The sequence below is a fragment of the Shewanella cutis genome (genome assembly GCF_022410515.1).
Taxonomy (GTDB): Bacteria; Pseudomonadota; Gammaproteobacteria; order Enterobacterales; family Shewanellaceae; genus Shewanella; species Shewanella cutis.
In genome coordinates this window covers 48,855-63,091 of the sequence record NZ_JACSDI010000016.1, presented here as the reverse complement: position 1 = coordinate 63,091, position 14,237 = coordinate 48,855, and the positions used below count along the sequence as shown (strand labels likewise).

General features: G+C 45.1%; 11 protein-coding genes. 6 read left to right on the top strand and 5 right to left on the bottom strand.

Features of this window, described 5'->3' with window-relative positions; all coding sequences use genetic code 11:
* Position 1 precedes the first annotated feature (1 nt).
* Both H9J30_RS16940 and hpf read right to left on the bottom strand, forming a co-directional pair.
* Positions 2 to 466: a DNA polymerase III subunit chi gene (locus H9J30_RS16940; RefSeq protein ID WP_240132083.1), complete on the bottom strand. Its 465-nt coding sequence runs from the start codon at positions 464 to 466 to the stop codon at positions 2 to 4.
* 1,072 nt (positions 467 to 1,538) lie between these two features.
* A complete protein-coding gene (gene hpf / locus H9J30_RS16935) occupies positions 1,539 to 1,895 on the bottom strand; it encodes a ribosome hibernation-promoting factor, HPF/YfiA family (protein WP_240132082.1) in 357 nt (118 codons plus the stop codon).
* A 301-nt stretch (positions 1,896 to 2,196) separates the two neighbouring features.
* Here hpf and H9J30_RS16930 point away from each other — a divergent pair, with 301 nt between their 5' ends.
* A complete protein-coding gene (locus H9J30_RS16930) occupies positions 2,197 to 2,889 on the top strand; it encodes a cytochrome b/b6 domain-containing protein (RefSeq protein WP_240132081.1) in 693 nt (230 codons plus the stop codon).
* A gap of 81 nt (positions 2,890 to 2,970) precedes the next feature.
* On the opposite strand, the gene H9J30_RS16925 is transcribed toward H9J30_RS16930, so the two are convergent.
* On the bottom strand, positions 2,971 to 3,420 hold the full coding sequence (locus H9J30_RS16925; RefSeq protein WP_240132080.1) for a c-type cytochrome: 450 nt from the start codon (positions 3,418 to 3,420) through the stop codon (positions 2,971 to 2,973).
* A gap of 189 nt (positions 3,421 to 3,609) precedes the next feature.
* Here H9J30_RS16925 and trpR point away from each other — a divergent pair, with 189 nt between their 5' ends.
* Entirely contained in the window at positions 3,610 to 3,885 is a 276-nt protein-coding gene (trpR, locus tag H9J30_RS16920) for a trp operon repressor (RefSeq protein ID WP_011073277.1), read from the top strand.
* A 32-nt stretch (positions 3,886 to 3,917) separates the two neighbouring features.
* On the opposite strand, the gene H9J30_RS16915 is transcribed toward trpR, so the two are convergent.
* Together H9J30_RS16915 and slyD are read right to left on the bottom strand one after the other, a co-directional pair.
* The gene (locus H9J30_RS16915; RefSeq protein WP_240132079.1) at positions 3,918 to 4,295 is read right to left on the bottom strand and encodes a hypothetical protein; all 378 of its coding nucleotides are present in this window, start codon (positions 4,293 to 4,295) and stop codon (positions 3,918 to 3,920) included.
* 191 nt (positions 4,296 to 4,486) lie between these two features.
* A complete protein-coding gene (gene slyD, locus H9J30_RS16910; protein ID WP_240132078.1) occupies positions 4,487 to 5,149 on the bottom strand; it encodes a peptidylprolyl isomerase in 663 nt (220 codons plus the stop codon).
* Positions 5,150 to 5,790: 641 nt separating this feature from the next.
* Here slyD and thrA point away from each other — a divergent pair.
* The 4 genes from thrA (at position 5,791) to H9J30_RS16890 (ending at position 14,062) form a co-directional block, all read left to right on the top strand.
* Positions 5,791 to 8,259 (top strand): bifunctional aspartate kinase/homoserine dehydrogenase I, encoded by a 2,469-nt coding sequence (gene thrA / locus H9J30_RS16905; RefSeq protein WP_240132077.1) that lies wholly within the window; start codon positions 5,791 to 5,793, stop codon positions 8,257 to 8,259.
* Positions 8,256 to 9,194, top strand: a complete 939-nt coding sequence (gene thrB / locus H9J30_RS16900; protein WP_240132076.1) for a homoserine kinase — start codon at positions 8,256 to 8,258, stop codon at positions 9,192 to 9,194. Before thrA ends, thrB begins: the two co-directional genes overlap by 4 nt.
* Before the next feature lie 66 nt (positions 9,195 to 9,260).
* Positions 9,261 to 10,544 carry a threonine synthase gene (gene thrC / locus H9J30_RS16895; RefSeq protein WP_240132075.1) on the top strand — a complete coding sequence of 428 codons (1,284 nt, stop codon included), beginning with the start codon at positions 9,261 to 9,263 and terminating at the stop codon, positions 10,542 to 10,544.
* 233 nt (positions 10,545 to 10,777) lie between these two features.
* Entirely contained in the window at positions 10,778 to 14,062 is a 3,285-nt protein-coding gene (locus tag H9J30_RS16890) for a S41 family peptidase (protein ID WP_240132074.1), read from the top strand.
* The last annotated feature ends 175 nt before the right edge of the window (positions 14,063 to 14,237 follow it).

Below are 14,237 nucleotides of genomic sequence, written 5' to 3'. Positions count from 1 at the left end.
CTCAAACTAAATTAAGTGGATGTGTCGCTAAATTTTGGGTTGTTAATTCAATCCCTAGGCCACGGTATTGGCGGTAGCGTTCACGTGCTATCGCTTTATGTTGGTCGTCATTAGCCACAAAATCGAAGATTTGACCAAAGTTTACCGCAAATGGCGGTACTTGGTCTGCAAGATTAATCAGAAGTTGGCGACTTTTGTTAGGTCCAAGTCGATCAAAACCGATTTCAACGGGTGAACCAGTGGTTGGGCCTTCACCTTTTAGGTTGTGTGGGACAAAAGCACTGGGATCAAACTGCCACAATAACTCGTCAATTTCGAAGGCTACATTTTTATCTTGGCAATGAATGTAGACCTGTTGTTGATCTATAAACGCTCGTTGGGATAGGCGGCAAGCCAATTGGTATAAATCACTCAGAGCTGTGTTTTCGCCCGTTGGTGGCATCAGATAAAACAGCGCTTGTGTCATGATTTCAATGCCTTGCTTAAAGTTATAGACGAACGGATAAGTTTACACTAAAACTCAGGCGGGGTTAATGTTTGGTATGTGGGTTTTGAGTACTAAATTCGCGAGAATGGTTTATCTAATAATTAGGATATAGAGATGTAAACAGGAAAAATTAAAGCGCACCCGAAGGTGCGCTGGTTGATAAATTGGTCAAGCAAACTGTTCCTCCTCGTTTTTAGGTGTGGTTAACATTAAAGAATGTATTTGCTTACTCTTTGAATAAACGAATCTATACCCTTTACCACGAATTTTCGTTTATTAAACACTGTAACTCATGATTCAAAAACAAGAATGTAAATAAAGAATATTGGCTAAGATTAGTACACATAGGTACTTAGTATATTTGCTGTTAAGCAGCGAGCCTTGTTCCATATTATTTAGATTCTTCTTACCAACCCAAAGCAACATTCGCGCCTGCTTATATTGCCGATAATACTATTAACCTCCTAATATTTTTTGATTGTTCGAAATTAAATTACAAAACTATCAATGTAGTGCTTAAAAATTCTAACGGTATTTATAACGTCCTCTTCTCTCGGTGTTAACATCTATTTAGCTATGGCAATTTGCTTGTAACATGTGGCTGTTTAAGAGTATGGATCTAATTCTGGAAACGATGTAACAGACAACTCCCTAGTGGTGGTTTGCTTACAATCCCAATTAATGAGTCTTCAGTGAGTCATAAATTTCTATTTTTCTTCAGTCCTCCATTTAGTGTTAAACCATAAATAAATTAAATTGTTCAATTTAATACTAATGTTTTGATATATGGATAAATTTTAAGTTGCTGATATCTTGTGGTTTTGTGCTTTCAAGGCTCCTTTTTATAGTGCTTAATGTATTTTTATAAATTCACATCACTTCGATTCTGATGTCACTTAGTAAAGTGTAGTAGTTATTCAAAGAACCACACTGTTTTAACAACTATTAAAGCATCTTTCAAAATTGTGTAAAAATGTGATCTATAAACTGTATCTACTTTATATCTCTCGAAGTGATGTGGTCTTGCTCTAACGCTCTAACACCGAGTAAATTAGGCTGCATCTTCCTCCTCGTAATCATCCTCTACATTTATTGCTTCTTCTGGGTGATCAATTGATGCAAAACGTTGTGCCTCGGGTTTATGGGTTAATCGATTGAGCTGTTTCTCTAATTTTTGACCCATAGCAGTGATTGCGGCATAAAGATTATCGTGTTTAGCTTGAGCAAAAAGTTCTCCATTTGGGATGCCAACCGATGCTTCAATTTTGAAACCAGGTTTCTCCTCGGTGATAATGACATGGGGATTAATTAACTGCACATCGTGCCTAGAAAGTTTCTCGAAACGGCTTTCAATGCGTTCACGGATTGGGGCAGTTACTTCTAATTGTTTGCTCGTAATCTTTAGCATATGTCGAACCTTCTATTTGTTTTCTTCGGTTTCAGATTACCAATCTACGCCTTTAAAAACGAGAGTTAAATCACACTTTTTACCCGGTTCGATACTGTTCGTTGGATATTTGATCGCTTAGACAAATCTCGGGAATTATTGGTCGAAAAGGCTTGAATTACCAGCAAGAACAGGCCATATTCGATAGGATAACTGCACCGTCTTTCCCCTGATTTACCTATCTTTACTTTAAGTTTTTCACAAGATCCCGATAGAATACCCACTAATTTCAATTTCATTGCTCAGCTAGGTGGTAGGTATTATGGAAACCGAACATATCAAGGTTAAAGTCTGGGATTTATCCACGCGCTTTTTTCATTGGGCCATGGTGGTGCTGATGGTATTACTATGGTGGAGTGCCGATGCGGGAGAAATGCAATGGCATCAGATTTTTGCTTACAGTCTGTTAATCTTGATTGGTTTTCGGCTGTTATGGGGCTTGTTCGGCAGTGATACCGCTAAATTCAGCCATTTTGTTCATCATCCCAAGGTCGTGCTTGCCTATTTGAAAAATGTGCGTTCAAAAGGGGTATCTGTGGTACTAGGGCATAATCCCATGGGTGGATACATGGTCATAGCACTGATTACTATTATTAGTCTGCAGTTAGTCACGGGATTGTTTGCAACTGATGATGTGTTTACTGAGGGCCCTCTCTATAGCTACGTTAGCTCTGATACCAGTACTTTCCTGACTTGGCTACATAAGATGAATTTTAACGTGATCCTACTACTTATTGTTCTGCATGTATCTGCTGTGGTTGTGCATGCTGTGAAAGGGGATAGGCTGGTTGGTGCAATGCTTAGTGGTTATAAGTGTATTCCTAAGCGCGAAAATGCTATTGCAGCTAAATCGCAGTTAGTTTTTAAGTCTCAATGGTTTGCGCTTATTATTGTACTGATGCTCGCAGGTTTGGTTTTTGCCAATTTAATGTGGCCAATAGTGCAAGTGCTATAGCGTTGATATCGTTTAGGGTGCATATGTGATAATAAAAAAGCCTGCAATAATTGCAGGCTTTTTTATAACTCAGTCAATCAATTAGTCTTTTTTGTAAACGTCATGACATCCTTTACAGCTCTTACCTGTATCCATAAAGGCTTGCTTGATTTCAGCTTGGTCACCTTTTTGAGCTACGGTAGCAAGAATAGCTGCATTTTCTTGGAAGGTTTTCATCTTAGCGTCAAAGTCGGCCTTATCTTGCCAAACTTTTGCGAGTGCTTCGGTATCACCTTTATCTGAACCGTCAATAAAACCTTCGAAAGGGATGTGTGAAAGCGCTGCAACATTTTTTGCGCGCATTGCAAAGGTTTCAGCATCGAAAGGCTTTTTACCTTTCATCATGGCGCCCATATCACCAAAGTTATAAGCAATTAGGCTGAATCCAGATTGACGATATTGAATCGCATCTTTTGCATCTTCAAAATTGTGTGCTTGAGCCGTTGAAGCCAATAAGGTACCGGCAACGAGAGTTAGGAGTAATTTTTTCATCGTATTCTCACAAATTAGCGTCGAAGTGTGACATTGCGCTGCTATTGTACACAAATTAACTTAATGTACTAGAAGCAAATTTGTCAGTTTTTGTCTAGAGAAGAGGGATAAACGTAACAAGTTATTTGTTGGCAGAGTAAATCTGCTAAACTGCCGTTGTAATGCTTAAACAATACTTATGGGGCGATTATGCGAGCCAATTGGGACTTAGTATTAGAAAAAATTTTGAGCCATGGGAATTATGAAGAGCTGTCGGTATTGTTCCATTTATTGCTGACAGAGGAAGAGCGCAGTGCTATTGCCGGTCGGCTAAAAGTATTTCAGCTATTGCTAAATGGAGAAATGAGCCAAAGACAAATTGCAGCCGAGTATCAGGTGAGTATTGCGACCATTACCCGTTGTTCTAACTATTTAAAGAATATGGCACCAAGTCATAGAGATAAAATACAACAACTCATCAGTTAATTATGTTCGGTGCCAATGGGTCGCAGATTTGATTAAAACTGGGGACTGGTTGGAATTTTATGGCGACGGTGGATGGAGCGTCTAACGAGAATATACAAACTATAACTGAGTAACATAATAGCCAGTAAAGGATAAAGATTTGTAGGGAAAAATTTAAAAATGGCTAAGGCAGAAAAGAGATAAATAAAAGGCAGTAAATCGTAAATCGTCTTAGGAATATACCCTGATTTTCGGCGTTTGGCTGGGTCGGTTCGGCGATTTTGAGAGCGTAAATTGTAAATTCTGGCGCCCAAAACAAATACCACAAAACCAGCAATCAGCGCATAATCAGGTTCGAGCAGCATAAAGCTTAAGCTGCCAGATATCATATAGCTAAAGGGTAAAACTTCATATACAGGTTTTGCTAACATATGCACTCCATCGCTGATGTTGATATCGATTTGAATATATTGATTTTACAGCTGAAAATGCTGTTTTATCTTAAACGTCCCTATTTACCTACTGATTATACTCATTTGACGATAAAAAAAGCACCTCCTTATTTAAGGAAGTGCTTTTTTATCAGCTCCTCTGGGAGGGCTATTAGGCTTTGATGTCTATATTAGCCGCGGCAGCCGCAGCCACCGTTGCCGTCACAACCCGCTTTGGGTGTGTCACAAGCTTCGTGATCATGGTCATGGTGGTGATGGCCATGGTCATCAGAACCACCACAACAGCCACCCGCATCATGACCTGAACCACCACAGCATCCGCCGCCATGGCTGTGATCATGGCTGTGTCCATGGCCACCGCATCCGCCGTGGGCGTGAATATGGCCATGGGCAATTTCTTCTGCTGTCGCTTCTCGCACATCGATGATTTCAATGTTAAAGCTGAGTGCTTGGCCCGCTAATGGATGGTTACCATCAACGATCACAACATCGTCTTTTACTTCAACAACTTGAACTGGACGCTGACCCATTTCGGTTTCGGCAATAAAGCGCATACCAGGAACGATATCTTCGATATCACCAAACGCTTCTAATGGCACGGCTTGACGCAGACCATCGTGGTAAGGACCGTAAGCTTCTTCAGCACTGATTGTTACATCCAGTGTTTCGCCCTTGGTTTTACCTTCTAATGCAGCCTCTAAACCTGGGATCAGGTTTTCTGCACCGTGCAGATATAACATTGGTTCGGCATCAAAAGAGTCTTCTAAAAGTCTGCCTTCTTGATCTGATAAACGGTAATGAATGGTTACCGCGCTGTGTTGGGTGATCTTCATATCGCCTCCGGTTCGGAATGTGCGCGCATAATAACGTGCTTTTGGGGCGCTGGCGATAATTTGAAGTGGCTTATGTTAGATATCGCACAGCTTTTTGTTGGCGTGATGAACAGTCATTTTGTGAAGAATTTACGCCAAATTGTTGATGGTTATCGCTTGCGGTTTGTTGGTCTCGAAAGTGGGTTTACATCGCATAATCTAAAGGCTTTACGATATGGTTGATATAATTTATTGAATTTTAATGTTAAAAAATAGGTGTATTTGTGCGGTATTACGTTTACGTTAACAGTTTTCTATTGATGAAATCGCATTTTTACCCTAGGAAAACTTGATAATAATGAATGTTAAGGTGCCAATTTATGGCTGTGAAAGATTTGTTTATAAATAATCCAGTTTGGGGGTTGACAAGTCTGGGGGAAAAAAGCAATTCTGTTTTACATCACATTGACATGGATTAGCCCAAACGTATGCATAGCCTAGGTTTCGTAGTAATTACCATTATTACAACCACCACTACAACCAGAGTGGGGGCGGGCTGATACACCCTAAAGAATTTAACGACGAGCCCGCTTCCCACAAAGAAGCGGGCTTTTTTGTTTCTAGCTCTTATTTCTAAGTCGGGCGCGGTACAGGAGATCAAGATGAAAGTAATGAAATTTGGTGGTACCTCGCTGGCAAATTGGCAGCGATTTTCAATGGCGGCTGATATCGTCGCTAAAGCGGCAACAATGGAGCCGGTTGCAACTGTGCTCTCTGCGCCTGCAACAGTGACTAATGCCCTGCTAGAAATGGTGAGTTTGGCGGTAAAAGGCGAAGATTATTCGCCTGTCATTCAACATGTTGAGCGGGTGTTTACCTCTCTGTATCAAGATGCGGTGAGTTCAGGTCTATCGAGTGCTCAAAGTGAGCTGCTTTTTGCAGGTCTTGGCGCGCAGCTTGCTCGTTGGCAAGATAGATTACGCGGTATCACGTTGCTGCAAGAATGCCCTGACGGTATATGCGCCGAAATCGTGGTGGCGGGGGAGCGATTGTCTGCTGCCCTAATGGAACAAGTTATGCTGGCCAAAGGTATTGCCTCGGCGCAGCTTGACCCACGTAAACTGTTTTTAGGCCGTGGTCGTCCGCTCGAGTCAGTGGTGGATATTGCTGTCAGTAAGCCGCGATTTAAGAACCTTGCGCTCGATGAAAAGCGTGTTTGGGTGATGCCCGGCTTTACCGCCGCCGATGAAGACGGCAAGGTCGTGACCTTAGGCCGAAACGGCTCAGACTATTCTGCTGCTGTGCTGGCCGCTTGTTTAGATGCCTCAAGTTGTGAGATTTGGACGGATGTCGATGGAGTTTACAATACCGATCCTCGCGTCGTAGCCGACGCTAAGTTGTTGTCGCAGCTCAGTTATCAAGAGGCGATGGAACTATCGTATTTTGGTGCTAAGGTACTGCACCCTAAAACCATAGCACCGATTGCCCAGTTCCATATCCCCTGTTATATCAAAAACAGCTTTAACCCCGATGCGCCAGGGACTTTGGTCTCAAACCTTGCCGATACAAGTGGGTTGCAGGTTAAAGCCATTTCAAACCTCGATAATCAAACCATGTTTGATGTGTCAGGCCCGGGTATGAAGGGCATGGTCGGTATGGCGAGCCGTACACTGGCGGCGATTTCCCGTAGTGGCGTTTCTGTGTCTCTTATTACGCAAAGTTCTTGCGAATACAGCATCAGCTTTTGTGTGGCGACCTGTGATGCGGCCAAAGTGAAGTCGGCGCTAGAGCAGGAATTTGAGTTAGAAATCAAAAGTGAGCTACTCGAGCCAATCGAAATGCGCCATGACTTGGCAATCGTCTCATTGATCGGTGATGGAATGCGTACCCATAAAGGTGTGGCGGCGCGCTTCTTCCAAGCGTTAGCACAGGCGAGTGTGAATATTATCGCGATTGCCCAAGGCTCTTCTGAACGTTCTATTTCAACTGTGATTGAGCAGCGTAAGACCAAACATGCGATAGCTGCCTGTCACCAGGGATTTTTCGATGTGCAGCAGTATTTGGATGTGTTTTTAGTTGGTTGCGGCAATGTGGGTGCAGGCTTACTCGAGCAGATCAAGCAACAGGTGAGCGTGTTAAAAGAGCAGCATATTAGTATCCGTGTCTGCGGTATCGTGAATTCAAGCAAGATGTTACTCGATAGTGCGGGAATCGATTTGAATAATTGGCAAAACCTGCTTGCCGACAGTCAGCAGGCAAGCGATATACCTGCATTACTGGCGTGGGTGAAAGAGCAGCAATTGTTAAACCCTGTACTGGTGGATTGTACTTCAAGCGATCAAGTATCGAACCAGTATTTAGAGGTGATGAACGCGGGCATGCACGTGGTGACGCCGAATAAAAAGGCTAACACTCGCGATTACGCCTATTACCAAGCTCTGCGTCAAACAGCATTGAAACAGCGTCGTCAGTTCCTGTATGAGACCAACGTGGGCGCCGGATTACCCGTTATCGATAACTTGAAAAAACTGTTATTCGCCGGTGATAAATTGCACAAGTTTAATGGCATTTTGTCAGGCTCTTTATCTTTTATCTTTGGCAAGCTTGATGAGGGGATGTCACTTTCTGAGGCGACTAAACTGGCGCGGGAAAAATGCTTTACTGAGCCCGATCCCCGTGATGATTTAAGTGGCATGGATGTGGCACGTAAGGTGTTGATTTTAGCCCGTGAAGTAGGGTTGAAACTTGAGTTAAGTGATATTGTTGTCGACTCCGTGTTGCCTGAAGGTTTTGATGATTCTGGCGATGTGGAAAGTTTTATGGCGCACTTGCCTGAGGCGGACGCTGCGATTGCGGCGCGAGTGGCTGAGGCAAAAGCGCAGGGTAAAGTGCTGCGTTATGTGGGGCAGATTGAAGAAGGTGCGTGCCATGTGCGCATAGCCGAAGTCGATGCCACCGATCCACTTTATAGCGTAAAAGGCGGTGAGAACGCCTTGGCATTTTATAGCCGTTATTATCAGCCCATTCCCTTTGTGCTGCGTGGATATGGTGCGGGCACAGAAGTGACAGCGGCTGGTGCCTTTGCTGATGTATTAAGAACCTTAAATTGGACTCGTGAGGTGAGTGTATGAGTTTGACCGTTTACGCTCCCGCCTCTATGGGTAATGTGGGTGTGGGTTTTGATTTATTGGGCGCAGCATTGGCGCCCATCGATGGCAGTTTACTCGGCGATAGAGTGACCATTGCGGCGGCGGATGCGGGAGTGAGCCTTACTCAAGTGGGGGCTTGGGCGCATAAGTTACCCAACAATCCGGAGGAGAATATCGTTCATCAATGTGCGGTGTTTTTCTTAAAAGCCCTTGGGAAAGAAAACCAAGGTGTGGCATTAACCCTAGAGAAAAACTTGCCCGTTGGCAGTGGCTTAGGCTCGAGCGCCAGTTCTGTGGTTGCAGCCCTGTATGCGTTGAACGAATATTTTGGTCGCCCCTACGATAAGCAAGCACTGCTTGAGCTGATGGGGGAGTTTGAGGGCAAGATCAGCGGCAGTGTGCATTACGATAACGTTGCACCCTGTTATTTGGGTGGCATGCAGCTAATGCTCAATGTGCCCGGTGCTATCTGCGAGGCGATCCCCAGTTTTAAACAATGGTATTGGGTGGTGGCGTATCCTGGGATTTCACTCTCAACGGCCATGATGCGTAAACTCATGCCAGAACAATACGATAAGTCTGTGGTCATCGATTTTGGCCGTTATTTAAGTGCTTTTGTACATGCCTCTTATCAGCAAAATGCCCAGCTTGCGATTCAAGTATTAAAGGATGTGCTAGCCGAACCTTACCGCGCAGCGGCGATTCCGGGTTATGACAATGCCAGAGCAGCACTCGCCGAATTAGGCATGTTAACCACAGGTATTTCCGGTAGCGGGCCAACCCTGTTTTCGGTGACCGACGATCTCGCCACCGCCAATGCTGCCAAAGCATGGTTAGAGGCTCATTATCTGACCGAGGCGGGCGGCTTTGCCCATGTTTGCCGCCTCGATGAGCAAGGTACGCGCAGGGTTGATTAATTTTTCTTACTTTTAAAAGCATTAAGTCCAAGTCTAAAGGCTTGGTACTGATAAGGTCGAGTGAGCATGGAACTATATAATTTAAAACACCCTTCGCAGAAAGTGAGCTTTAAGGAAGCGGTGCAATTAGGACTCGGTAAAGACAGAGGGCTGTTTTTCCCAACTCAAATCCCGGTGTTGCATGATATTGAGGCGCTTTTAGCGATGCCTTTTGTCGAGCGTAGTAAAAAAGTACTCGGTGCTTGGCTTGCCTCAGAGCTTGGGCAAGACGTGGTAGATCAACTGGTTGAGCGTGCCTTTAACTTTGATTTACCCTTAGTGGCGGTTGATGAGCAGCGCTCGTGCCTTGAACTCTTCCATGGGCCCACCTTAGCATTTAAGGATTTTGGGGCGCGTTTTATGGCGCAATGCATCAATGTCTTTGCTCAAGACTCGCGCTTAACCATTTTAACGGCAACATCAGGGGATACTGGGGCTGCGGTGGCCGATGCCTTTTACGGCCTAGATAAAGTCAATGTTGTGGTGCTTTATCCTAAGGGCAAAATCAGTGAATTACAGGAAAAAATGTTCACTACTTTAGGCAAGAACATCCACACAGTCGCGGTGGCGTCAGACTTCGATGCATGCCAGCATTTGGTCAAACAGGCTTTTGAAGATAGCGATGTACGAGATGGTTTGCATTTAAACTCGGCAAACTCAATCAATATCAGCCGCTTACTTGCACAGATTTGTTATTACTTTGAAGCGGTTGCTCAGTCGAAACAGCGCCATGAAGCCGATCCTGTAATTGCGGTGCCCAGTGGTAATTTTGGTAATCTCACCGCAGGCTTGTTTGCCAAAGCCATGGGCTTACCGGTTAAACGTTTTATTGCTGCTACTAATGCGAATGACACTGTGCCACGCTATTTAGAGAGCGGTGATTGGCAACCTAATCCCACTCAAGCCACTATGTCCAATGCGATGGATGTCAGTGAGCCAAGTAACTGGCCGCGCGTCGAGGCCATTTGCGAGGAACTCGGTTGGCCATTGGCGGACCTAGTGGGGATTCGCCTATCGGAAGCGCAAACTTCGGAGGCGCTGGCAGATCTTTATGCTAAAGGTTATGTGTCTGAGCCCCATGCAGCAATTGCGGCTAAGTCGTTAACTCTGAATTTAGTGCCTGACGAAGTGGGGATCTTTTTAGGCACAGCCCATCCCGCTAAGTTTAAGGATGTGGTTGATAGGGAGCTTGCCCTTAACTTACCTCTGCCGTCAGAATTAAAAGCGGTAGCACATAAACCGATATTATCTGCAGAATTAACAGCCGACTTTGCCCAACTAAAAGCTCATTTATTTGCGGTGTTAACCTAAACTTGTTAACGCCTTAAAGATTATCTGGTTGTAATACTAAAGGAGTCGCTTGGCTCCTTTTGGCCAAATCGCAATGACACATTTGCTAAAACTTCTCTTATCTTAAGTTACTGCTCTCTCTATCAATTTCTGTTAGTTTGTTGAATTATTTTGTCAGACTTTGGGCTATTGTTGGTAAATTATGCCCACTTGAAAGTCCATTGCTAACAATAACAATAGGATAGAGACTACACATGAAACTTCGTCACTCAGTTGCCTGCTGCATGCTCGCCCTCGGCACTTTGTCTGCAGCTCAAGTGTTCGCAGCACAATCGACTAGCAATCAAGGTTATTACCGCGCTCCGGCTTTACATGACCAGACCTTAGTGTTTACGGCTGAAGGGGATCTTTGGACGCAAACCCTTGGCCAAAAGGCGGCAACGCGGTTGACCACTTTACCTGCTGAAGAACTCGGCGCGGCGATTTCTGCCGATGGCAAATGGGTGGCCTATGTGGCGAATTACGAAGGGGCGAGTGAGGTTTATGTTATTCCCGTGACTGGCGGTGTCGCAAAACGAGTGAGTTTTGAGAATAGCCGAGTGCGAGTGCAAGGGTGGACCTCTAAGGGAGAAGTGCTTTATTCCACCGACGCGGGTTTTGGTCCCGCGAATAATTGGATGTTGCGTCTTGTTAATCCCGAGAGTTTAACCACAACCGATCTGCCCTTGGCCGATGCGGTAGAAGGGGTGGTCGATGCTAATAATCAGTATGTCTATTTTACCCGTTTCGGCCTGCAGGTGACGGGCGATAATGCAAAGGTATATCGCGGCGGCGCTAAGGGTGAATTATGGCGCTTTAAACTGGGTGGTAAAGACGAGGCGCAGTTACTCAGTGGACAGCACCAAGGCTCGGTCCGCCAGCCGATGCTATGGCAGGACCGACTCTATTTTATTAGCGATAGCGATGGTAACGACAATCTCTGGTCAATGGCCCTAGATGGCAGTGATGCTCAACAGCTAACCCAATATAAAGAGTGGCAAATGCGCGGGGCGCGCATGGATCAAGGTAAAGTGGTCTTTCAACTCGGGGCGGATATTCATATTTTTGATATCGCCTCTGCTAAAGATTCTTTATTAAACATTGAATTAATTTCAGATTTTGCCCAGCGCCGCGAACATTGGGTAAAAGATCCTATGGATTATGCCACCTCCGCTAACCTTGCCCCCGCTGGCGATAAAGTCGTTATTACCGCCCGTAGCCATGTGGCGATTGCGGGGATTGATGGTTCACGTTTAGTGCAAGTGGCGCTTCCTGGTACTTACAGAGTACGAAATGCCATCCTGAGTCAGGATGGTAAATCGGTTTATGCCATCAGCGATATGACTGGCCAGCAGGAAGTTTGGCAATTTCCTGCTGATGGAACCAGTGGTGCTAAACAGTTGACCAAGGATGGCCACACCTTAAGAATGTCGCTGAGTTTATCCAACGATGGTCGCTATCTTGCCCACGATGATAACGACGGTAATGTGTGGCTGCTGGACTTAAAGAAAAATACTAACCAAAAAATCATTAGTCATGGTGAAGGCCTTGGCCCCTATGCCGATATCCGTTGGTCCGGCGACAGCCGTTTTATCGCACTCACTAAATCTGAAATCGGTAAGCAAAGGCCACAAGTCGTGCTTTATTCGGTGGATGAAAGTAAGGCACAAGCGCTCACCAGCGATAAATATGAATCCTATTCGCCGACCTTTAGCCGCGATGGCCAGTGGTTATATTTCCTTTCTAATCGCCAGTTTACCGCAACCCCAAGCTCGCCTTGGGGGGATCGCAATATGGGGCCCGTTTTTGATAAACGTAGCCAGATTTTTGCGATTTCTTTAGTGAAAAATGCCAAGTTCCCCTTCAGCAAACCAACGGAGTTGACGGCAAAAACGACTGCAAAAGCCGAAGCGAAGGATAAATCGACTCCCGTAAAAATTGATTGGGCGGGGATAAGTGAGCGTCTATGGCAAGTCCCGGTGGATTCGGGCAATTACAGCCAGTTATCTGTTATTGACGATCGTCTCTATGTGCTCGATCAAGCGATTGGTGATGAAAGTCAACCTAATCTGATGACGATTAAGTTTACCGAGCTGCGCCCTAAAGCTGAGGTGTTTGCTGAAGACGTGGCTAACTATGGAGTCTCTGCTGACGGTAAAAAGCTGTTATTGCGCAAAAAAAGCAATGAAAAGTCGCTGTTGATTGTCGATGCGGGCGACAAACTTGGCGATACCGACAATGCCAAGGTGCAGACTGACCAGTGGCAATTAGCGATTTCGCCAACCTTAGAGTGGCAACAAATGTTTGAAGATGCATGGTTAATGCATCGTGATTCCTTCTTTGACAAAAATATGCGCGGCCTCGATTGGCAGGCGACTAAGGCCAAGTATCAACCACTGCTCGATCGCTTAACTGACCGTAATGAATTAAATGACATCTTTATGCAGATGATGGGCGAGTTAGATTCACTGCACTCGCAAGTGCGTGGCGGTGATTTGCCTAAAGATCCTGATGCAGCGAAAGGGGCGAGTTTAGGCGCGCGGCTGCAACAAACCAGCGATGGGGTGAAAATTGCCCATATTTATCGTAATGATCCCGAACTGCCGAGCCAAGCTTCACCCCTTAGCCGTATCGAGGTCGATGCCAAAGAGGGCGATCTGTTGCTTGCCATTAATGGTACACCAGTGACCAATGTTGCTGACGTGACGCGTTTACTGCGTAATCAGCAAGATAAACAGGTGTTACTTGAGCTTGAACGCGATAGCAAAAGCCATAAAACCGTGGTGATGCCAGTCAGTACTATGGTCGATAGTCAATTACGTTATTTAGATTGGGTCAACCATAATGCTAGCGTTGTGACTGAGGCGAGTAAGGGTAAGATTGGTTACCTGCACTTATACGCCATGGGCGGCGGCGATATTGAGAGTTTTGCCCGTGAGTTTTACACCAACTATGATAAAGACGGTTTGATTATCGACGTGCGTCGTAACCGCGGCGGTAATATTGATAGCTGGATCATCGAAAAATTATTACGCCGAGCTTGGGCTTTCTGGCAGCCAACCCATGGCACGCCCAATACCAATATGCAGCAAACCTTCCGTGGACATTTAGTGGTGTTAACGGACGAGCTGACCTACTCTGATGGTGAAACTTTCTCTGCGGGGATCAAGGCACTAGGAATTGCACCGCTGATCGGTAAACAAACTGCCGGGGCGGGTGTATGGCTATCGGGTCGTAATACCTTAACCGATAAAGGGATGGCGCGAGTTGCTGAATATCCACAATATGCCATGGATGGACGCTGGATTCTTGAGGGACATGGTGTGACGCCGGATATTGAGGTTGATAACTTACCTTTTGCCACTTTTAATGGCCAAGATGCACAGCTTGAAACCGCCATTAGTTATCTGAAGGATGAGTTAATTAAGCAGCCGATTCCTGCATTGAAGGCGCAACCAATGCCAGCTAAAGGTATGGCAGAAGATATAAAAGCTAAGTAGCTAGCTTTACAATGAATTTAACTGAAATTTAAGTTAATTCAGATAAGCTGAACCTGTTCAATGTTTGGGCGTTGTCTGGTAGTTCCCAAGACAGCGCCCATTTTTATGCCCACTCATTAATACTCTCACTGGCATCAACATAAGCTTGCATGGTACTGACCTGTTGTTGGTTCGC